The organism is Vibrio sp. KMM 9700, assembly GCF_058545285.1.
On the sequence record NZ_JBYCLI010000003.1, the window covers coordinates 25215 to 45714 of the forward strand.

Here is a 20500-nt window from a genome sequence, read left to right on the forward strand (position 1 = left end):
ACGGCCAACGAAATAAAAAGTATCTCCCGATCAGTTATATACAGTAATTTAGAGGGTGTATAATGTGTACTCCGATCAGGACGGTGAGTAGTTAAACTCCCAGCTATTAGGCTGAGAGTATATTCTTCTTGTTAGTTGAGGCGAATAAGGGTTTTTGAGTTATATGAGTTTTTGAATCGCAACCGTTAAGTTGGTCTATTAAAACCTGCGCAGCTTTTTGCCCCGCTTGCTTATAACCGGGATCAATACTGATGGTTTTTGGAAATAAAAAAGATAAGAGTTCATGACCACCAACGCTAGTCACTATGACATCTTCTCTCCCTAACTCTTGAAGGCATTTAATGACACCCAGTGCCAGTGTATCAGTGGCACAAACAACCGCTTGAGTCTTTTGGTTTATGACCTTGAAGGCTCCTTTGTATGCACTTTCATGACTAAGTTCTCCAGTGTAATAGTTAGGTTTTATTCCTGTTTGCTTACACCAATTTAAGTATGCATTTAAGCGTAAAAACCCTGTTGTCTGATCTTTTGGGTCAACTCCTACGTAAGCAATTTCCTTTAAGTTTTGTTTTGTTATAGACTCAATTGCTTGATTAATTACTTCAGAATTATCATAGTTAATTGATGAGATCTCTTTTGTATCTATGGAAATAACTACAGCACGATTGTTCCACTTTTTAATTGGCTCAAGATCACAGTCACTAAAGCCAAAGACAATGACGCCATCAACATTGCGACGTTCAAGAATAGCCAAATGGTCATTGGTTTTATCACGACTGAATTGGCTTTCCATTATAACCGCATCGTAACCATTGGCATAGCTTACATCGAGGATGCCACTAATTGCTTTGTTTTCCGATGGGGAATCAAGACGTGAAATGATTATCCCTATGACTTTTTGACTTCCGCCTCGCATTAATTGTGCTGATTTAGAAGGGATGAAACCGGATTCTTGAATGATTTTTTCTACCTTCTCTCGAGTTTCTGGCTTTACTTTTGGATCATTGGTAAGTACTCGAGATACGGTAGATTTACCTACACCAGAGAGTTTTGCGATATCGAGAATAGTAAGTTTTTTGCTCATGAATAGATTATGTTTTTAGTTCTTATATAGTAACGGAATATGTATCTTACATACACTGGAAGTTTAAGGTTGCAAATCACCAATCTAAAGCAAGATGATTCTTGTCGTCAATATGGTATCACTGATGATATCAGATATTATTAATGATACTATACAGTTTATCAATATCGAGCTTACGTCTCTACGGTGTGACTTATCACCGGCCTGAGGAGCGATGCTTCTAATTTCTTTGCTTCATGTTCATGACAAGATTTATGCAAGCAGAAACTGTTACTCCAACCGCTTTTAAATTTCAAGTATCCTTATCTTGCAAATTTCGGGATGCATTTATATCTTTGTCGCTCCCCTTTTATTGCAAGCTTGAGTAATTCCAAGAACGAATCTGTAGGGGGATTTCCTCAACTTTGTAACCGTAATGATTGTATTTTTCTTTTATTGGAAAGAATTGCACAGTGATACAGACCCTAATCAACCCCAATAGTTTTATCTATATGCTAAATTGGTTTAGGGGCTCTTGACCGTTCTCAATCAATATCGAAGCGATTACCCAAGCTTAAAGTAATGCTTTTGAGTGTGCATTATATCTCCGGCCGTTGGATGAGGGGTTACGGCGAAATAACTAAAAAATTTCTTGTTAATAAAGTATGAAGTGTCACACAAAAATGATTAATATCAGGCTTGCTATAGCATACAAGTACATAATCCCTCTTCTTTGATACAAAAAGTGAATTATATAATTAACAATTCCATTGATTTTTAATTTTGATAGGTTAGATATCAAAATATAAATCATTATCATTTGTAACAAGGAAAACGCATGCCACCCAAGTATATGTTAATATCATACTTTCCAGTTAAAAGAGGTATCTCGTCACATAATATCTCTGGGCTGGAAAGTACAAGCACCAAAAAATATTATTTCTGTGAAGAAAAAGATATAAATGAATTCATTGAATTACGTCCAATTAATAACTTTGAACAAATTACATTCATTGAGGATGAGCTTAATTCAATATTTCATCGATTATCAAATATTCTATCTGGTGATGTACGCAGAGATCTACTTACTTATATTGAATCACCACTTGAGAGTGCATTAGATATAACTGATTCAAAATACATACAACTTCGCCATGTTGAGGTTTCCGCTCAAAATTATTCAAAATATAAAAAATGGCGAGATAAAACTATTTTCAATATTGTTCGAGATAACAAAGATAAAATTAAAAGATTCGATGCCTTCCACTCATTAATTAGTGGTCAGCCGGGCGTTATGTTTATATCTTCATTTAATGTTGATAAAGATATTTATAGTAATATTTTTACTAATTCACAATATGAGAAAATCGTTCAAGAGGCTGGCGAAAAATATATTACGGGTGGTGTGAATGGGCTTAATACCCGTATTTATCGTTCATTTATAAATTGAGGAGTTGCTCCATGGATACAAAGAAAATAGTTGTTGTTGGGGATAAGTTTCATGATTTCACTAATGGGAAAGATGTGATTACGATATCTGAACTGAAGTTACTTACTCAAGTTCAGTCTGAAAAATCAAATGAAGCTATCGAGATTATTTTAGGGCAAGGGATCCGCAGTGATGTCTTGAAGGAAATATTTACTAGTGAAGTAAATAATATCGAGAACAAGCGAAAACTAAATACAAATTCATTAGAACGTTTTTTGAACAGTTGTAAAAATGCTCATAGCCATAAAAGGTATGCTAAAAATATCCTTATTGGTCCTTCAAAGCCAGTAGGGGAAGATAATATATTGTATGAAATGCCTTTAGTCATTGATGAACGCTGTGATCTGATGACTGATCATCAAACAGGCCAGCATATTTCAGGGATGATACTTGTTGAGGCGGCTCGTCAAGCATTTATTGCTGTAACAGAAAAATGGATATACAAAGAAGAAATAGGTCTTTACTACGTAATTAATAATATGAGTATTGATTTCCCTAACTTTATGTTCCCATTACCTGCCACTATTACTTTTAAATTTATAGAAAAAAATGTGAATGAACGTAGAGGGAAATTTAAAGGTGTTATTCAGGCTGTTCAAAACAAGATTATTTGCGCCATTATCGATGTTTCATTCACTATATATCCTTCCGAGATAATTTGTAAAAAAGAAGACTCACTCGCTGAGTTAGCTGTAACCAAAATGCTTTTAAATGATAAGAAGAAAAATACTACAGGTGAATTATGCTTAATTTGACAAAACCGTCTAAGTGTCCATCTATTACAGCTCAGGAATCACTGAAAAGGGTATCAGAAATCATGCATATTTCGGGAAGCGATATTTGCTTTCTCCCTTTGGAAATTAATAATAGGTGGATTAGTGAACTAGCCTCATTAGGATTCAGGGAATCTATTTCACATTATCAGGTTTTGACTAATGAATATCACCTTATTTGACTTATCAAGTCTCACTTTAAAACACAATAGTAGGATATCAATTTTTCAGGACAAACCTCCGTAGGATAATACAACATCTGTCGCTGTTCTCGATATGAGTTCATAGGAACTTGAAAAATTCATCACAATAAATTGAGGTAATTATGCCATTTATACATATAACAACTTGGCCAATTAAAGAAGATCAAATGATTAGTCTACACGAGAAAATTACTTATGTTGTACATAAAACAACGGGGATTCCTCTAGATAAAATCTCGATTGTAGTAAACGAAGTACATCCATCGCATTGGTCTGATGCAGGTATTTTAGGTAGCAATAAAGAATTTCAGACTGAAAGCCGTCGCACAGAGTATAAGGAATAATATGAAAAAATCAGCCGCTTTCTTTGATGTTGATGAAACTCTGATAAATATGAAAAGTATGTATGATTTTTTAAACTTCTGGTACAGAGAAAAAAAAGAAATAGATAAACTTGAGTTATATATATCAGGGTTTGTTGATAGCGTGACAAAGGGAACTGCAAGAGAAGAGTTAAATCGTCAATATTATCGTCAGTTTAAAGACGTCAAATATTCAGTATTAGTTGAGGCTGGAAAAAAATGGTTTAAGGAAGTGATAAATAAAAATATTTTTATTAGCAGCGCAATCTCAGCACTAAAAAAACATCAAGCTCAAAACTATAATATTATTTTAGTGTCAGGATCTATGATGCCAATTCTTTGGCCAATAGCTAATCATCTAGGCATTAAAGATATTCTATGTACACCATTAGAAATAAAGAAAAATGGTATTCTAACAGGAGAGATAGGCACGCCGCAAACAATAGGGAGAGGGAAAAAAATCGCGGTGCTTGACTTTTGTATTAAAAGAAATATAGACCTCAAAAAATCCTATGCATATGGTGATGATATATCCGATATCCCAATGCTCGAAATAACAGGTCACCCTGTATGCGTGGGAGAAAATAGTACACTTTCACTTTATGCTGAGAAAAATAATTGGTCTATCATTTAATTATTCACCTAGGAGTCCTTGACAGCAAAATTATGCGGCTAAGTTCACTTGATCCTACTTGAGTGAGCTTTTTTTGGGGGGCAATATGGGTGTATGAATAAGAAAACATTACCCATTGCGCCGAAAACCTCGCCTAATTGGGCGGAGATATAAGGTGTAAGACGCAAAGCGGCTTAATCTAGGGTTGATTGACTTTCGACATATGCCTTGAGCGTTTCGATTGTTGCCCCTCCTGCTGTGCAAGCGAAGTAAGAACGTGATCATAAAGCCGTAGTTTTACTTTGGTTTGTAAGATGCGTATTCTGCACTGATGAAACTGATTTAAGGTTGTTAACCATTACGCTCACTGACAATTTTGGTGGGTACGCTATCAGTAAATGAACGTGAACGTGATCTTGTTCGCCATCCATCTCTATCAACTCACATTCAAATTTCAGACAAGCCGATTCAAAAGCTTCTCTTAATTGTTCGATTATCATTCCAGTAAACAACTTGCGTCTGTATTTCGTTGTAAACACTAAATGCACTACCAATTTACTAACACTATGTCTTTTCTTAAGATAGCCATGTAGTTGAACATTATCAAACACACTCAATTTAAGCCTGAGAAAAACAGGCAAGTTCTACGCATCTGTCCTTGTTGATGATGGCGTAGAAGCTCCTATTCCACTTCACATAATGAAAAAGGTAACAGGTATCGATCTAGGTTTGTCTCACTTTGCGATTGAATCAAATGGTAGAAAAACCGCCAACCCAAGATTTGTAAAACGTGTTGAGAAGAACCTCAAGCGTAAACAGCGTCAACTGTCACGCAAGGTAAAAGGCAGTGCCAATCGTACGAAAGCTCGAATGCTTGCGCAGCAGTTCTGACCACTTGAACTCTCTCCTGTGGTCGGTAATGAACAGCCAATGGTGCTACTCGATACAGAGACAACCGGACTGTCTGCCGACGAGATGAGTCCATTATTGAGCTTGGTATGATTAAGGTGCTTTACTGCTCTCAGCTAAGCGGATTGTGTCGATTGTTGATGTGATTAGTTTGTATGGAGATCTCGGCAAGCCAATCTCCGAGCTGATTATCGAGTTAACCGGTATCACTGATGAGATGGTGCAAGGCCAGTGCATTGATGATGAACTGGTAGCGAGTTGGTTATCCGATGATCCGCTGGTGGTTGCAGACAATGCTCAGTTTGATCGCCTTTCTTTGAAAAGCGGTTTGTCACATTAGGCCATCTATCTTGGGCCTGTTCAGCCAGTGGCATAGATTGGAAGGCGCTGGGCTTTGAAAGTCGAAAGTTTGAGTACCTGCTGCTTCGCTTAGGTTGGTTTTATGAAGGACACCGAGCTGCAACCGATTGTTTGGCGGTGGCCTGGTTACTTCATTTGTTGCCCGAGTCCGTTGCAAACTTGTTGTCTGAAGCAGACAGGCGAACTGTGTTAGTTCGTTTGGTGCGCCGTTTGACGTAAAGGACTATTTAAAAGAGCGTGGTTACCGCTGGCATGACGGTGTTAAAGGTGCCAACAAACATTGGTGGCGCGAAATCAGCGAAGACGAGTTGCCGCAGGAACAAACTTACCTGGATGATTTGTACCATCGTGGCTCAGAACATGCCCACTATGACTACAAAGATGCCCGCAATCGATTTAAAGCTTTGTAGCTCTCTACAAGGTAAGCCTTGCATATTTGAAAACCTCTGGAAAATGAAAAGTGAACTCATGGTTTAACCAATAAGAGGAATCTTTCCATGTACCAATACACCTACATTGAATACTGGGACGAAATCTTCGTCTCTGCCCGCATCATTGAATTTGACATCACGTTCGAGCGCTTTCTTAAAGATCCGTGGAAGCACTTGATGTCCTGTGGCCAAGAGTCTGCCCCAGACGCGATTGCTGAAGGGATGCTGCCATTGCTACCAGCCCAGGCAGAAGTTGCCAGGCGTGTTCGAGAGAGTGAGCAACGAGCCCTGATGTCTACAGACTCGGAAAAAGAGAAGTCTCAAAGCAGTAACATCGTAGTGCCACTGGTGCGGGTGGCGCATTGATAGCGGCTATCAGCATTGGCACAAAACAAGGTCTTCACGCCCATACCTGAGCGGCAATTGCAATCCAGATCAAAAAATTGCCGCTTAATCTTCCCTACAAAATAATTTGTGATAGGATGACACCTAATAAATTTAGTTAGGTTGTGTAGCTCAAATTGTTTTCTTGCTGTGAGCAACCACACAAGGTGGAGTTTGTTTCTGGGGAGTGCCATATGAATACATCAAAGGAGCTTTTATCTAAGCTCACTATTTTAGAAGAGCTGATTCAAGTTGTTAGCAATGAAAATGCAACCAAAACAGAAAAGTATCTTGCGTATTCGGGTGTATTGGCTTTGCTGCGAGAAATTGACGAAACAACTAATGCCCCTTGTTTTGGCGAGCATAGTCGAGATCTCAAAAGTGCGTTATTAAAGAAGCTTGGACTAGGGACCGACAGCCAGGGCTTGCATGTTCCGGCGGCTTATCTCAGAAAGCTCAAGTCTCCACAATGCTTAGATGTTGAATAGATGAAGGTTGCATGAAGTTGAATAAACATGATCTGTCTGGAAGTAAGCCTAGAACGCTTTTAGAAGAGCTACCCCAAGCTAGCCGTGATCGTATTGCGCATATCGACTTTACCCTATTATTCAAGGGAGAAGCGGTACGCGCTGATTTGGTTGAGCGTTTCAGTATAGCGCCAACACAAGCAACTAAAGACTTCACAATGTACCGAGAGCTTGCACCAGGCAACATTGAGTATGACCAAAAACTCAAGTTGCATAAGCGTGGTGAAGCATTTGAACCTTTGTTTGACTATGACGTTGTTCGAACACTGGCGACGATTAGCCAAGGTTACGGCGATGGCTTTACTGGAAAGGTAAAACCACCGCTGGCTTGTGAAGCGCCTTATCACCTTAACAAACCGAATCTATCGATAGTGGCGAAAGTCACCGAAGCCATACACAAAGGCAAAGCCTTGCGTATCACCTATGTATCGTTATCGAGTGGTGAAACAACGCGTGAAATTGTGCCGCATACGCTGGTGGATAATGGCCTGCGTTGGCACATTCGTGGTTTTGATCGCAAACACAATGAGTTCCGTGACTTTGTGCTGACCCGAATTAAAGCAACGGTCGTGCTTGAAGACTCTACGTTGTCTGAAACGGAGCTCGAAACCCAAGATCGGCAATGGAATCGCTTTGTAGAGCTTGAGTTAGTGCCGCATCCACGTATTGAGCACAGCGAAGCGATAGAGCTGGACTATGGCATGACGAGTGGCGTTCTAAAGGTTGAGATTAGAGCGGCATCGGCTGGCTACTTACTCAGACAATGGAATGTGGATTGTTCTACCAATGCCACACTCAAAGATGGTGGAGCTCAATTGCATTTAAAGAACAGAGTAACACTTTATGGAGTTAAAAACATCATGCTAGCTCCAGGGATTGAAAAAGAATTTGGTAACTAATGCACAAAAACGAACTTGGCGCAGGGTATAAATTTTGATGAAAATAATCGATAACCTTAACAACCTATTAGGTGACGAGCTTCAACAGACGCTGACACCGAACACAAAGTTAAAGATTGCTGCGTCTTGCTTTTCTATTTATGCGTATGAGGCTCTCAAAAAGGAGTTAGCGAAGATAGACTCACTTGAGTTCATCTTCACATCACCTACTTTTGTCGCAGATGAAGTTACCGATAAATTCAAAAAAGAAAAACGGGAGTTCTTTATCCCCAAAGCTGGGCGTGAACGCAGCCTTTACGGAACTGACTTTGAAATACAGCTAAAGAATAAGCTCACTCAAAAAGCGATCGCTAAAGAGTGTGCAAACTGGATCAGAAAGAAAGCGACATTCAAATCAAACAAAACTGATTCTCCAATGCAGTCGTTTGTTGTGACTGAAGCATCTAGGCAGCAAACAGAAGCCATGAGTGCAGTTTTTGCTCCGGTTAGCGGTTTTACGGCGGTTGATTTGGGGTATCAACGAGGCAACGCTATTTCGAATTTTGTGCAAAAAATTGATGAACCAAATTTCACAGCCCAGTACTTACAGTTATTCGACCAAATTTGGACAGATCCTGCGAAGCTTCAAGATGTTACTAAAACCATTTGCGAGCATATAGAATCTGTCTACCAAGAAAACTCGCCCGAAAAAGTCTATTTCATTATTTTGTATAACATTTTTAATGAATTTCTTGATGATATTACAGAGGATGTATTACCAAATGATCGAACCGGCTATCAGGACACCTTGATTTGGGACAAGTTATTTAACTACCAAAAAGATGCCGCGACTGGGATTATCAATAAGTTAGAGACCTATAACGGCTGCATTCTGGCTGATAGTGTTGGTCTTGGTAAAACATTTACAGCGTTAGCCGTCATCAAGTATTACGAGCTCAGAAACAAATCTGTGCTGCTTCTATGTCCGAAAAAGTTAGCGGATAACTGGCTCAACTTTAATCGAAACCTAAAAACAAATATCTTTTCTAAAGACCGTTTTAGTTACGATGTTTTGTGTCACACAGATTTGAGTCGAACCTCTGGCGAATCCTTCGGTACTCCGTTGAATAGAATAAACTGGGGTAACTATGACTTGGTTGTCATTGATGAGTCGCATAACTTTAGAAATAACGATGCAGTGAAAGATCGAGAAACTCGATATCAGAAACTGATGAATAAAGTTATTCGGGCTGGCGTGAAAACTAAAGTTCTGATGCTATCAGCGACACCAGTTAATAATAGATTTACTGACCTGAGAAACCAGCTCGCGTTAGCTTATGAAGGCGAGTCGAGCAATCTCACAAAGCATCTTAAAACTACAAAAAGCGTAGAACAGATATTCAACCAAGCACAATCCGCATTTAACGCTTGGTCCAAACTAGACCCAGAGACCCGAACAGCTAAAGCCATTCTCGATGCCTTGGATTTTGACTTTTTTGAACTGCTTGATAGCGTCACTATCGCTCGCTCACGAAAGCACATCACAACTTTCTACGACACAACAGATATTGGCCATTTCCCTGAACGTAACAAGCCAATCTCGTTTCATTGTCCGCTTACTACTCGTTCGGATGTAGTAAGCCTGAATGAGATCTTTGAGCAGCTTAAGCTACTCAAGCTATCTGTCTATGCGCCAGTGAGTTATATCCTACCGAGTAGATTGAAAAAATACGAAGAGATGTATGATACGCAAGTTGAAGGCGGAAAAGGTAAGTTAAAACAAAGCGACCGTGAAAAAAGCTTGGTTGCATTGATGACAACGAATCTGCTGAAGCGTCTTGAGAGTTCTGTATACTCGTTCAGAAGCACCTTGCAATCTCTACATGATAACCATGTTCGTGTTCTAGGTATTATCGACGAATTCTATAAGCGAGACGGGCAAACCGAAGTTAGCAGTCTCGTTGAAGCGCTAGAGTCTATTGAAGCAGATGAAGACGATATGCCTTCTTATCACGATATGGAAATCGGTAACAAAATCAAAATTAAGCTAATGGATATGGATCTTCCATCATGGCAGCAGGATTTAGATGGCGATTTGGAGCTGATCAAAGGGTTACTAGATTCTGTTAGCAAAATTAAGCCAGAAGAAGATGCTAAGTTGCAGCATCTAAAATCACATATTGCTGCAAAAATAAATAATCCGATAAATCCTGGAAACAGGAAAATTATCGTGTTCACTGCGTTTGCTGACACCGCTCAATATCTGTACGAGCAGTTGTCACCTGTGATGTTAAGTGAACATAGAATCCATACTGCGATGATCACTGGTGGTGCCAGTTTACCTAAGACCACCTTAAAAACCGGACGAAAAGGTTACGACACCCAAGAAGTGCTCACCTTGTTTTCTCCAGTTTCCAAATCGAAAGCCAGTGTATTACCTGATGAACCCGCTGAAATCGATTTGTTGATTGCTACAGACTGTATCTCTGAAGGGCAGAACTTACAGGACTGCGATTACTTAATTAACTTTGATATTCACTGGAATCCAGTTCGGATTGTTCAGCGCTTTGGGCGAGTTGACCGTATTGGCTCGCCGAATAAATGTATTCAGTTAGTTAACTACTGGCCTGATATATCGCTTGATGAGTACATCAACTTAAAAGAACGTGTTGAAAGTCGTATGACGATTGTTGATGTGACAGCAACCGGTGATGATAACGTCTTAAGTAGTCAAGCTAACGATGTGTCTTACCGTAAAGAGCAGTTAAAGAAACTACAAGAAGAAGTCATTGAGCTTGAAGATTTAAAAACGGGGGTTTCTATCACCGATCTAGGTCTAAACGAATTTCGGATGGACCTACTTAATTTAATGAAACTCTACGGCGAACCAAGAAATGCACCAAGTGGCATGCATGCGGTGGTTGAAGCTAAGCCTGAATTAGGGTTATTGCCTGGCGTGGTGTTTGCGCTGAAAAACGTCAATAACAGTATCGATAGAGATCTGCAAAACAGGCTCCACCCTTATTACCTTGTCTATGTATCGAATGAGGGGCACATCGTCGCTAATCATTTTGAGGTAAAGAGACTATTAGATTTAATCCGCAGTAGCTGTAAAGGGCAAACAGAGCCGCTCAGTGAGATTTGTGCGTTATTTAATCGCCTAACACAAGACGGTCGAGATATGCAGCGTTACTCTCACCTTCTAACAGATGCCATAAAAAGCATGGTTGAAGTTAAGGAAGAAAAAGATATTGATAGTTTGTTCAGTGGTGGCGCTACCTCAGCTTTAGTGAATACATTTGCAGGGCTTGATGACTTTGAATTGCTAGCATTTATTGTGATCCAGCAAAAGCAGCTGATAGAACACAGTGCTCAGGATGAGGTTATCTAGTCTATGAACTCACCTTGGATATTTCCTGACAAAGCAAAGTTCGGTCGAGTCGTGCCTAAGAACAAAATATATGAGCACAGCGCGGCAACCACTGGGTTGAAGTCACTTTTTGTAGAGCAAGTAGATCAAATTCTTTGGGCTTACAAGCTATCGCCCAACACGCTGAATATTCCTCAAACCAGTGAGGTCAGTGAAATACAGGTTTTCAGTGTGAAGCTTAAAGGTGACTCGATAGACGACAGCGTACTTAAAGCGATTGATTTGGCCATACCTTTTCCCATTCTATTTGAGGTATGGGGTGCTAGTGGTGAGCAAGGCCATTACGCCGCTTGCTATAAGCGTAAGGCAGAGAATGATCAGGCCAAATGGGTTTGTAGCCGTTATTTGTTCTCAGAAACGTTCTATTTAGGTAATGCATCAACAGTAACTTCTGAAGTATTGGGTTTGCCAACTGCAATCGATATGGAAGAGCTGTATCAAAAGCTTCTTGCTCGCTTGTTACCCATACTCAAACGAACCGCTGAGAGTTTTGAAGAGGTCGTTGAACGCTTGATGGCAATTCAGGCATTGGAAAAGCAAATCTCGCAATATAAGAAGAAGGTTCATGCTGAGAAACAGTTTAACCGCAAGGTTGAGCTCAATAAGCAGTTAAAGAATTTAATGTGCGAGCTTGAAAAACTGCTTGTATAAATACACATATAAAAAATTTTAATCAGATAAATAGTGCCCGCTTTCTATTATGGCCTAAATAGTTGACGTGGTAGCTAGGCGACAAGTGAGTGAACCCCTGAGCATAGCTTTTCTATGTGATTGGGGTGAATGAACGTAGTCAACAACGCTACCGCGACAAATATGACGGCGATAGTTGTAAGGCATCACGCAAAAGGAAAAACACATGGATAAATTAAAGATGCACAGCCCCGACATGACGCAGCAAAACATAGAGAAAATTCAGGCGTTGTTTCCGAATTGCGTGACGGAATCAAAAGGGGCTAACGGAGAACTAAAGCTAGCCATTGACTTTGACCAACTTAAACAAGAGCTATCAAATTCAATCGTTGAAGGCCCGCAAGAGCGCTATCAGCTGAACTGGCCCGGTAAGCGAGAAGCACTACTAACAGCGAATGCACCTATTGCCAAGACCTTAAGACCATGTCGAGAAGAAAGTGTCAATTTTGACACCACTGAAAACCTCTTTATTGAAGGTGATAACCTTGATGCACTAAAGATGTTGCAAGAAACATATTTGGGCAAGGTTAAGATGATCTATATCGATCCGCCTTATAACACGGGTAATGACTTCATCTATGAAGATGATTTTGCTGAAGATACAGACAATTATTTGCTCAGATCAAATCAAAAGGATGAAGAAGGCAACAAATTAGTAGCTAACACTGTAAGCAACGGACGATTTCATTCTGATTGGTTAAGTATGATTTACCCTAGACTTAAGTTGTCCAAAAACTTGCTCAGAGAAGATGGGGTTATATTTGTTTCTATAGACGAATCAGAATATTCAAATTTAATCAAACTTATGGAAGAGATTTTTGGTGAGAATAACTTAGTTTGTACATTTGTTTGGAAAACTAGACAAGCAAGTGGTAAGCAAGTGGCCTATTCTAATACTTCTATAGAACATGAATATGTTGTTGTGTTTTCAAAAACGGAAAATGTGAAATTAAAAGGAGTAGAACGAGATGCTTCAAGCTATAAGAATCCAGATAATGATCCTAGAGGTATTTGGGCAAAACATCCTTTAGATGTAGGATCGACAGCGCAAGAAAGACCTAACTGTTTCTATACGTTAATAGATCCTGATACTGGCATTTCATACGAAGCAAATCCAAATAGAGTTTGGGCGTTTGCTCCTGATAGTATGAATAAATTAATAAAAGAGAGAAAAATTATCTTTCATCCTGAAGGAAAAACGAAACCGATGTTAAAGAAATTTTTCTCTGAATTAAAAAGTGATTCTAAGCCAATTAGCTCTTGGTTACAAAAGGAGGGATTCAATCTAGGCTACAACACTGAAGGCACAAAGGTCGCTAATGGGCTCTTTGAAAATAAAAAATTGTTCGATTATCCCAAACCTTTATCACTTATCAAGTTACTGATGTCTCAAATTTTAGAAAATGAGGAGATAGTACTGGATTTTTTTGCAGGTTCAGGTACCACTGCTCATGCTTTGTTAGAATATAATAGAGAGAATAAGTGCAATAACAAATTTATTTTAGTTCAAATACCTCAAGAAATTAATAAAAAATCTTTAGCCTTTAATGAAGGCTATAAAACTATAAGTCAACTAAGTGCAGAAAGAGTTCGTCGAGTTATAAGGAAAAATGCTCATGGTGGTTTTCGTTTCTTAAAAGTCGATTCATCCAACATGGCGGATGTTTACTACTCTCCAGATCAAGTTACTCAGGGTTCATTAGATTTATTGGTGGATAATATTAAATCAGACCGCACTGATGAAGATTTACTCTTTCAAGTACTACTGGATTGGGGCGTCGATTTAAGCTTACCAATTAAAAAAGAAACGATTCAAGGTAAGCCGGTTTTCTTTGTTGATGACGACGCACTGGTGGCCTGTTTTGATCTGCGTATAAATGAAGCTTTGATTAAAGAGTTAGCCATAAAAGAACCACTTCGCGTAGTGTTCCGTGATGACGGCTTTGAGTCTGATGCAGTAAAAATAAATGCTGAGCAGATTTTCAAGCAAGTGTCGCCACATACTGAAGTTAAAGCGATATAAGGAGGGATCATGAAGTTAAAGTTCAAAGTCCAACCTTATCAAACTGTTGCCGTAGAGTCGGTTGTTGACTGCTTTGCGGGGCAACCTAATACCTCGGGAGTTACCTACCGAATCGATCCAGGTGTTGCCAAAGATAAATTTGGCAATGCTGGCTGGGATATGAGCGACCAGGATGGTTTTAAAAATGCTGAACTCGCGATCAATGAATCGCAGTTATTGCAAAATATTCATGGTGTTCAAAATAGACAGAACCTGCCTGTTTCAGAAGCGTTAGTCAGCAATGCTAGCTCAAAGATAAACCTCGATGTTGAAATGGAAACCGGTACAGGTAAGACCTATTGCTACATCAAAACCATCTTTGAGATGAATAAGCGCTATGGCTGGAGCAAATTTATTATCGTAGTACCTAGCATCGCCATTCGTGAAGGTGTTTACAAGTCGCTGCAAATCACAGGTGAGCATTTTGCCCAAAACTACGACGGTAAAAAGGCACGGTTCTTTATCTATAACTCGAAACAATTGCACCAGTTAGAGAGTTTTTCTTCTGACAGTGGCATCAATGTGATGGTCATTAATATTCAAGCCTTTAATGCCTCAGGAAAAGACAATCGACGTATTTATGAAGAGTTGGATGACTTTCAGTCTAGACGTCCTATTGATGTTATTAGTGCAAACCGTCCAATCCTGATTTTGGATGAGCCGCAGAAGATGGAAGGTAAAAAGACATTAGATGCCCTAGCCAAATTCAAACCACTGATGGTACTTCGATATTCGGCCACGCATAAGACAACACATAATAAGGTGCACCGCTTGGATGCGCTTGACGCTTATAACAATAAGCTGGTTAAGAAAATTGCAGTTCGTGGTATCTCAGTAAAGGGCCTAGCGGGCACTACAGCCTATCTATATCTGGAATCCATCGAGATCTCGAAAAAAATGCCAGTGGCTCGTATAGAGATCGAAGTTAAACAACAAAATGGCATCAAACGCATACCCAAGAAGGTTACTAAGGGCGATAATCTTTTTGATCTTAGCAATGGTCTGGACCAGTACCGTGACTTTGTGGTTACTGATGTCAACGCGATTAACGACACTGTTGAATTCAAAAATGGCCATGTTTTAACCGCGGGCGATGCCACGGGAGACGTGACCGAAGAGACCATTCGCCGAATACAGATCCGCGAGACAATTAAAGCGCACCTTGAAAAAGAAAAAACACTTTTTAACCAAGGTATAAAGGTTCTCTCTCTCTTTTTTATTGACGAAGTCGCAAAGTATAGAGACTACTCTCAAGCAGATGAAAAAGGTGATTATGCTCGCGTCTTTGAAGAAGAGTATTCCTTGCTTGTACAGGAGTATCTTGATGAGTTGTCCCTTTTGCCAAGTGAGCAGACTGATGCCTATAAAGCCTATCTATCGGCCATTGAAGGCTCTAGAACGCATAATGGTTACTTCTCAATTGATAAGAAATCAAATCGTCTTCAGAACCCCGGCTTTAAAGTCCGTGGTGAAGATGCCGGTCTATCAGACGATGTAGATGCCTATGATTTGATTTTAAAAGATAAGGAAAAGTTACTCTCGTTTGAAGAGCCTACTCGATTTATCTTTTCGCACTCGGCTTTGCGCGAGGGGTGGGATAATCCAAACGTATTTGTCATGTGTATGTTAAAACACAGCGACAACACTATCTCTCGTCGTCAAGAAGTTGGGCGTGGTTTACGTCTGGCCGTCAATAAACATGGTGACAGACAAGACCATCCGGCAACTGTGCATGAAATTAATGTTTTGTCGGTGATTGCAAGTGAAAGCTATAAAGACTTTGTCACGAATCTGCAAAAAGAAATCAGCGAGTCTCTCTCAGCGAGACCTAGAAAAGCAGATGAAGCTTATTTTACGGGTAAGACAATTACAACGGCTGATGGACCTGTAGAAGTAACACCTGTCATGGCCAAGCAAATTTATAAGTATTTGCTTAAAAATGATTATACCAATGAAGCTGACGATTCAATCGCGCCATCATTCCACCAGGCTAAGGCTAGTGGACAGTTAGCGCCAATGCCTCTTGAGTTAGAGCCTTACCGAGAGCAAATATTGACGCTGATAGACGGTGTTTATAGTGAAGCGCAATTGCCAGGTGTTGGTGATGATCGTAAACCTAAAAACAATCCGTTGAATGCTAATTTTGATAAGAAAGAGTTTCAGGAGCTTTGGCACAAAATCAATCGCAAAGCGGTTTATAAGGTTGATTTTGATTCGTCTGAGTTGATTAAAAATTGTATTCGGGTACTCAATAAAGAGCTTAAGGTAACGCCTCTTCAGTACACGATTCAAGATGGTGTTCAATTGGATGGCATTACCGACGAACAACTCAAAGCTGGACAAAGTTTCAAGGTGAAAAACACTGAGACTGAAACTCATCAATCGAGCATTCATTCTGCTGTTCGTTATGACTTGGTTGGTAAGTTGGCTGAAAATTGTGTGCTGACTCGCAAAACAGTTGCCGAAATACTGATGGGTATAGAACCTGCAGTATTTGCACAATTTAAGCAGAACCCTGAGCATTTTCTCGCCGAGGCCTCACGCCTTGTGAAAGAGCAAAAAGCATCTGTGATTATCGAGAAGCTATCATATGATCCAACGAACGAATCCTATGATGTTGATATTTTCACGGCAGAGCAAAAAATCACTGATATGACAAAAGCCGTTCGTGGCGTTAATAAGCATATTTATGATTATGTTGTTGTTGATTCACAAGGCATTGAGCGGGACTTTGTTACCGAACTCGATACAAGCAAAGAAGTCGTGGTTTATGCAAAACTGCCTCGTGGTTTTCTGATACCGACGCCTGTTGGCGACTATAACCCTGATTGGGCTATTTCTTTCAAAGAAGGAAGTGTTAAACACATTTACTTTATTGCTGAGACTAAAGGAACGATGTCTTCGCTTGAATTGCGTGGAATAGAAGATCGCAAGATTGAATGTGCTAGAAAATTCTTTGAAAAAATTAATGCAGAGATTACGAGTGAAAACGTCAAATATGATGTTGTAACGAGTTACTCGAAATTGATGGAAGTCGTAAGCGGTTAGTTGTTTCCGTTTTTATATCGGGCTGTCAGTTTATCTGGCTGACAGCTCACTTTTAGTTTCATAACAATAATTGGAAAATTGAGTCAGCAGATTGAGTCTAAATGTCGCTCACTCATGCGGTTATATTTTAAGTATGGTTGTTGACATGACGGAGAAATAGCATGAATCCTGAAAAATACAATAGAAGTATAAGCTTGCATTGCCCGACTTGTGGCTGTTCAGACTTTTCCTACGAAGACGGTTGCGATGAAACAATACAAGTAATGACTTGTGCATCTTGTGACCGAGAGTTCAATAAAGATGAGCTTATTCGGGAGAATAGTGAAAATATTGACGAGCACCTTTCTGAAATCAAGGAAGAAGTTTTAAAAGACGTTCAAGACGAACTACGTAAATCATTGAAAAAGGCTTTTTCTGGTAGCAAGAATATAAGGATTAAGTAATGCCAGTAACTATTGATGCAGGTGATGTGATAGCTGGATTAGCTTTCCTTTTATCTGGCTACGCAACATGGCAAACGGTCAGCTTTAATAAGAGGCAGAAGTCACTTGTCGAAAGCCAAGAAAAGCTAAACACAATTCTCTTGGAAAAAGAAAATGAAGATGCTCTGAAAGGAAAGCAAGCTGACCTTGGTGCATCAATTATAAAACTTGGCAGCAGTAAGTATCGGCTTAAGATTTGGAATAAAGGAGCTGCTACTGCAAGAAACGTCAGAATTGAGTTTCCCGAAGGTAACGATTTAGTTATTGAATCAGAAGTAACTGACAAATTTCCGATGGAAAGCCTCGAAAAGTATCAAGCCGTTGAGCTAATAGCCGCTGTTCATATGCAAACGAAACGAAAGCATGTTGTTCGGCTAGTTTGGGAAGATGATGCCCAGTCTTACAATGAAAAGCTGTCTTACCCTACATTATAGAAAATTATTGCAATGCGCAGGATCTAGGATATGGCGAAATTACACTGATTAATGCTGATAACAACATTAAGTATGACCACAGTTTATTTATTATTGAATTTTTCATTAAATTGGTTTCATAGCCAACTCCAGTGAAGGATAAACATTCACTGGCTCGGCGAGACCTTTTTGATTGCGGCCTTTTTTGCACTAAAAAGTTCCGCATTCCGACAAACATTATGTGATAAGGAAAGCATCGTGTCCTCAAAGGAAGATATAGAAGACCTACTCTTTACCGAAGCGATTAAGGCCTGGGGAGCGTCGTTTGGTGGTGTGAGCGCAATAGATCTTGCTGAGAAGGCTAATATTTCGCATGAGAATGCTATGGGAATTGTGGAGTCTTGGGTGCAAGCTGGCAGGGGATTGATGAACGCAAACGTTGAACTTAGCCTTATTAGTTTTCCCAGTTCTGGTAGCAGCAAAAAGTTTTCATTCACACCAATTAATACTCACATTTTTTTCCCTAGTCGAGTCGAGTCGAGTTGACTGAGTATTTTTATAGCTCCGGAAATGCTCGCATGGAACCCCCTGAGTTTAAGAGGCGTTTAATGTGCGGAGAACACCAACTTGCTTTGTGCTACTTTTCAGTAGAAGTATTGGCTAGATACTTTAGCCATATGGATTGGTACGAAATAGACGATTCTTCGGCAGGTGGCCATATTAGGACAAAATCACAGACTCCTTCTGATAGATTTATCGATGTTAGATTTGGGAAGGGAAGAACACTGGATTCTAGTACATTTGTTACAGCTATATACAAAGATCTTTATTGTTTTTCTGATTCTGAGCAGAGGCACTGGCATGCTCATGAAATTGCCAAACCGAACCTTGATCCAAAAGATGAAAACCTGAGACTTTTTGCAGCCCGAACCTATGATGGTGCCTGGGTCGAGTTCCCCACCCCCTTAAAGGCAGTTCAAGATTCTATTCGCATCTTAAATTCAAAATTCGGTCCACTTACTCTCTTTGGACGCCTTGAGAATGAACATCTAAGGATGCCAGTAGAGAACACTAACAAGGCGTTAGCGGATAGCTGTAGCGAATTATACAAAATCATAGGTTCTGATTCATTGAAGCCGCAACCCTTGAAGGGACTCCTACAAGCTAAGTTTGGGAAAACTGAGAGCGATTTTATTCATAGCAGTGGGAGATCCCTGAGTGCATTACAATTGCTTGAATTAGTAGAGTGCGAGATGAAACTTATAAGTCGCCTGTCTGAAGTAATTAAAAACATCGCAAAATATCGTGTCGAAGCAGATCATAAAGTGCTTTCTACTAGTTCCGATAAGCAAAACTATTGCGAGGAATTTGAGCTTTTGTGCAAGCAATTCGCTTCTGCCGCCAACCTTTTTGCTGAGGAAGTAGAGGTGAGAAGTGATACATAGGCTGCGCAGTCAAAGCGATTGTCAAAAGCGTCAGATTTATTTCTTTTCAAGTCCGAATTCAAATAATAAGTGCACCACTCCAGGTAAATGCTTATTTCTTTCGGCTATCTAACACCTTCAGTGCTAAAGAACCTTCACACTATCGTGTCGGAGGCTCACTATGTTCAAAAACCTATTTTTTCAAACCAAAGCACTACCAGAGCTTTCATCGCAACTGGATACAGAAATTCCACGCTACCCGCCATTCCTGAAGGGGTTGCCAGCTGCGTCACCTGAAGATTTGCAGTTCACACAAGACGAGCTAATTGCCAAAATTCGCCAGGTACTTGGCTTTAACCAGAGTGATTTCCAACGGGTTGATTCAGCCTTGCATTGACCATTTGGCGGCCTATGTTCACTTGCTGCCAGCTTCTGAGCATCACCACCATAGTGGTGCTGGTGGTTTATTGCGTCATTCGTTGGAAGTTGCTTTCTGGGCTGCACAAGCGGCTGAAGGGATCATCTTTGTTGCCAGTGGCGCACCGGTTGAAAAGAAGAGCTGGAACCAAGGTGGCGTGTTGCCGTGGCATTAGGCGGTTTGTTCCATTATTGGTAAGTCTGTTTCAGACCTGTCCATTATAGACGAAGATGGACGCTATCAGTGGAACCCTTTTTTAGAAACACTACCCCAGTGTACTACTAACAGCATAGAACACTATTTCATTCGCTGGCGCGACGGACGATGCAAGCGGCACGAGTAATTTTCAATTCTGGTTTTAAACCGGGTGATGACACCTGAGTTGCTCGCCTGGTTAACCCAGCCGGACAGCTGCTTCGGGGGATCTCGGCCAGTGACCAATGCCAGTTTGATGAGGGGGAAACGGTTCTGTTTACCGCTCACGCTGAACGTTAATCCATTTGAAGTTTAGCGGATTGCAAACGGTTATTTTGCGGAGCAT

18 protein-coding genes and 3 pseudogenes are annotated in these 20500 nt (G+C 40.1%); 19 read left to right on the plus strand and 2 right to left on the minus strand.

The features are described from left to right. Positions 1-106: 106 nt before the first annotated feature. A complete protein-coding gene (gene treR / locus AC2VOY_RS15905; RefSeq protein ID WP_491834223.1) occupies positions 107-1084 on the minus strand; it encodes a trehalose operon repressor TreR in 978 nt (325 codons plus the stop codon). 817 nt (positions 1085-1901) lie between these two features. On the opposite strand from treR, the gene AC2VOY_RS15910 reads away from it, so the two are divergent. The 4 genes from AC2VOY_RS15910 to AC2VOY_RS15925 all read left to right on the plus strand — a co-directional run bounded on the left by AC2VOY_RS15910 (position 1902) and on the right by AC2VOY_RS15925 (position 4524). Next, positions 1902-2513, plus strand: coding sequence for a hypothetical protein (locus tag AC2VOY_RS15910; protein WP_491834224.1), 612 nt, complete (start codon positions 1902-1904; stop codon positions 2511-2513). A gap of 11 nt (positions 2514-2524) precedes the next feature. Then, on the plus strand, positions 2525-3307 hold the full coding sequence (locus tag AC2VOY_RS15915; RefSeq protein WP_491834225.1) for an AfsA-related hotdog domain-containing protein: 783 nt from the start codon (positions 2525-2527) through the stop codon (positions 3305-3307). A gap of 343 nt (positions 3308-3650) precedes the next feature. Then, entirely contained in the window at positions 3651-3872 is a 222-nt protein-coding gene (locus tag AC2VOY_RS15920; protein ID WP_491834226.1) for a tautomerase family protein, read from the plus strand. A gap of 1 nt (position 3873) precedes the next feature. Then, positions 3874-4524 (plus strand): HAD family hydrolase, encoded by a 651-nt coding sequence (locus AC2VOY_RS15925; RefSeq protein WP_491834227.1) that lies wholly within the window; start codon positions 3874-3876, stop codon positions 4522-4524. A gap of 173 nt (positions 4525-4697) precedes the next feature. Here the strand turns inward: AC2VOY_RS15925 and tnpA are convergent. After that, positions 4698-5120 (minus strand): annotated as a pseudogene (gene tnpA / locus AC2VOY_RS15930) (IS200/IS605 family transposase). Between the two features lie 82 nt (positions 5121-5202). On the opposite strand from tnpA, the gene AC2VOY_RS15935 reads away from it, so the two are divergent. From AC2VOY_RS15935 to AC2VOY_RS16005, 15 genes and pseudogenes are all read left to right on the plus strand, one after another. Then, positions 5203-5394 carry a transposase gene (locus tag AC2VOY_RS15935; protein ID WP_491834228.1) on the plus strand — a complete coding sequence of 64 codons (192 nt, stop codon included), beginning with the start codon at positions 5203-5205 and terminating at the stop codon, positions 5392-5394. After that, a pseudogene (locus AC2VOY_RS15940) lies at positions 5395-6182 on the plus strand (3'-5' exonuclease); the annotation flags it as partial. It abuts the gene before it with no gap. A gap of 87 nt (positions 6183-6269) precedes the next feature. After that, on the plus strand, positions 6270-6569 hold the full coding sequence (locus AC2VOY_RS15945; protein ID WP_491834229.1) for a hypothetical protein: 300 nt from the start codon (positions 6270-6272) through the stop codon (positions 6567-6569). A 212-nt stretch (positions 6570-6781) separates the two neighbouring features. Further along, complete coding sequence (locus AC2VOY_RS15950) at positions 6782-7075, plus strand: hypothetical protein (RefSeq protein ID WP_491834230.1); 294 nt, start codon at positions 6782-6784, stop codon at positions 7073-7075. Between the two features lie 11 nt (positions 7076-7086). After that, complete coding sequence (locus AC2VOY_RS15955) at positions 7087-8013, plus strand: WYL domain-containing protein (protein WP_491834231.1); 927 nt, start codon at positions 7087-7089, stop codon at positions 8011-8013. 37 nt (positions 8014-8050) lie between these two features. Continuing rightward, positions 8051-11383: a helicase-related protein gene (locus tag AC2VOY_RS15960; RefSeq protein WP_491834232.1), complete on the plus strand. Its 3333-nt coding sequence runs from the start codon at positions 8051-8053 to the stop codon at positions 11381-11383. A gap of 3 nt (positions 11384-11386) precedes the next feature. Then, the gene (locus tag AC2VOY_RS15965) at positions 11387-12073 is read left to right on the plus strand and encodes a DUF4391 domain-containing protein (protein ID WP_491834233.1); all 687 of its coding nucleotides are present in this window, start codon (positions 11387-11389) and stop codon (positions 12071-12073) included. Positions 12074-12278: 205 nt separating this feature from the next. Then, positions 12279-14135 (plus strand): site-specific DNA-methyltransferase, encoded by a 1857-nt coding sequence (locus AC2VOY_RS15970; RefSeq protein WP_491834234.1) that lies wholly within the window; start codon positions 12279-12281, stop codon positions 14133-14135. 9 nt (positions 14136-14144) lie between these two features. After that, the gene (locus AC2VOY_RS15975; RefSeq protein WP_491834235.1) at positions 14145-17222 is read left to right on the plus strand and encodes a type III restriction-modification system endonuclease; all 3078 of its coding nucleotides are present in this window, start codon (positions 14145-14147) and stop codon (positions 17220-17222) included. A gap of 161 nt (positions 17223-17383) precedes the next feature. Then, on the plus strand, positions 17384-17665 hold the full coding sequence (locus tag AC2VOY_RS15980; protein ID WP_491834236.1) for an ECs_2282 family putative zinc-binding protein: 282 nt from the start codon (positions 17384-17386) through the stop codon (positions 17663-17665). Next, on the plus strand, positions 17665-18138 hold the full coding sequence (locus AC2VOY_RS15985) for a hypothetical protein (protein WP_119908968.1): 474 nt from the start codon (positions 17665-17667) through the stop codon (positions 18136-18138). Before AC2VOY_RS15980 ends, AC2VOY_RS15985 begins: the two co-directional genes overlap by 1 nt. Before the next feature lie 237 nt (positions 18139-18375). Then, a complete protein-coding gene (locus tag AC2VOY_RS15990; protein ID WP_491834237.1) occupies positions 18376-18663 on the plus strand; it encodes a hypothetical protein in 288 nt (95 codons plus the stop codon). A 62-nt stretch (positions 18664-18725) separates the two neighbouring features. Continuing rightward, a complete protein-coding gene (locus AC2VOY_RS15995) occupies positions 18726-19562 on the plus strand; it encodes a hypothetical protein (protein WP_491834238.1) in 837 nt (278 codons plus the stop codon). 160 nt (positions 19563-19722) lie between these two features. Next, positions 19723-19938, plus strand: a complete 216-nt coding sequence (locus AC2VOY_RS16000) for a hypothetical protein (RefSeq protein WP_491834259.1) — start codon at positions 19723-19725, stop codon at positions 19936-19938. Next, positions 19904-20302, plus strand: a pseudogene (locus tag AC2VOY_RS16005) (TraI domain-containing protein). The gene AC2VOY_RS16000 and the pseudogene AC2VOY_RS16005 overlap by 35 nt, the downstream one beginning before the upstream one ends. Positions 20303-20500: the final 198 nt, after the last annotated feature.

Bases quoted from the DNA above. Each gene is read 5' to 3' on its own strand.
- AC2VOY_RS15965 (WP_491834233.1), top strand. From the start codon at position 11,387: ATGAACTCACCTTGGATATTTCCTGACAAAGCAAAGTTCGGTCGAGTC.
- AC2VOY_RS15915 (WP_491834225.1), top strand. From the start codon at position 2,525: ATGGATACAAAGAAAATAGTTGTTGTTGGGGATAAGTTTCATGATTTC.
- AC2VOY_RS15950 (WP_491834230.1), top strand. From the start codon at position 6,782: ATGAATACATCAAAGGAGCTTTTATCTAAGCTCACTATTTTAGAAGAG.
- AC2VOY_RS16000 (WP_491834259.1), top strand. From the start codon at position 19,723: ATGTTCAAAAACCTATTTTTTCAAACCAAAGCACTACCAGAGCTTTCA.
- AC2VOY_RS15920 (WP_491834226.1), top strand. From the start codon at position 3,651: ATGCCATTTATACATATAACAACTTGGCCAATTAAAGAAGATCAAATG.
- treR (WP_491834223.1), bottom strand. From the start codon at position 1,084: ATGAGCAAAAAACTTACTATTCTCGATATCGCAAAACTCTCTGGTGTA.
- AC2VOY_RS15945 (WP_491834229.1), top strand. From the start codon at position 6,270: ATGTACCAATACACCTACATTGAATACTGGGACGAAATCTTCGTCTCT.
- AC2VOY_RS15955 (WP_491834231.1), top strand. From the start codon at position 7,087: ATGAAGTTGAATAAACATGATCTGTCTGGAAGTAAGCCTAGAACGCTT.
- AC2VOY_RS15970 (WP_491834234.1), top strand. From the start codon at position 12,279: ATGGATAAATTAAAGATGCACAGCCCCGACATGACGCAGCAAAACATA.
- AC2VOY_RS15995 (WP_491834238.1), top strand. From the start codon at position 18,726: ATGTGCGGAGAACACCAACTTGCTTTGTGCTACTTTTCAGTAGAAGTA.
- AC2VOY_RS15975 (WP_491834235.1), top strand. From the start codon at position 14,145: ATGAAGTTAAAGTTCAAAGTCCAACCTTATCAAACTGTTGCCGTAGAG.
- AC2VOY_RS15925 (WP_491834227.1), top strand. From the start codon at position 3,874: ATGAAAAAATCAGCCGCTTTCTTTGATGTTGATGAAACTCTGATAAAT.
- AC2VOY_RS15980 (WP_491834236.1), top strand. From the start codon at position 17,384: ATGAATCCTGAAAAATACAATAGAAGTATAAGCTTGCATTGCCCGACT.
- AC2VOY_RS15910 (WP_491834224.1), top strand. From the start codon at position 1,902: ATGCCACCCAAGTATATGTTAATATCATACTTTCCAGTTAAAAGAGGT.
- AC2VOY_RS15960 (WP_491834232.1), top strand. From the start codon at position 8,051: ATGAAAATAATCGATAACCTTAACAACCTATTAGGTGACGAGCTTCAA.
- AC2VOY_RS15985 (WP_119908968.1), top strand. From the start codon at position 17,665: ATGCCAGTAACTATTGATGCAGGTGATGTGATAGCTGGATTAGCTTTC.
- AC2VOY_RS15935 (WP_491834228.1), top strand. From the start codon at position 5,203: ATGAAAAAGGTAACAGGTATCGATCTAGGTTTGTCTCACTTTGCGATT.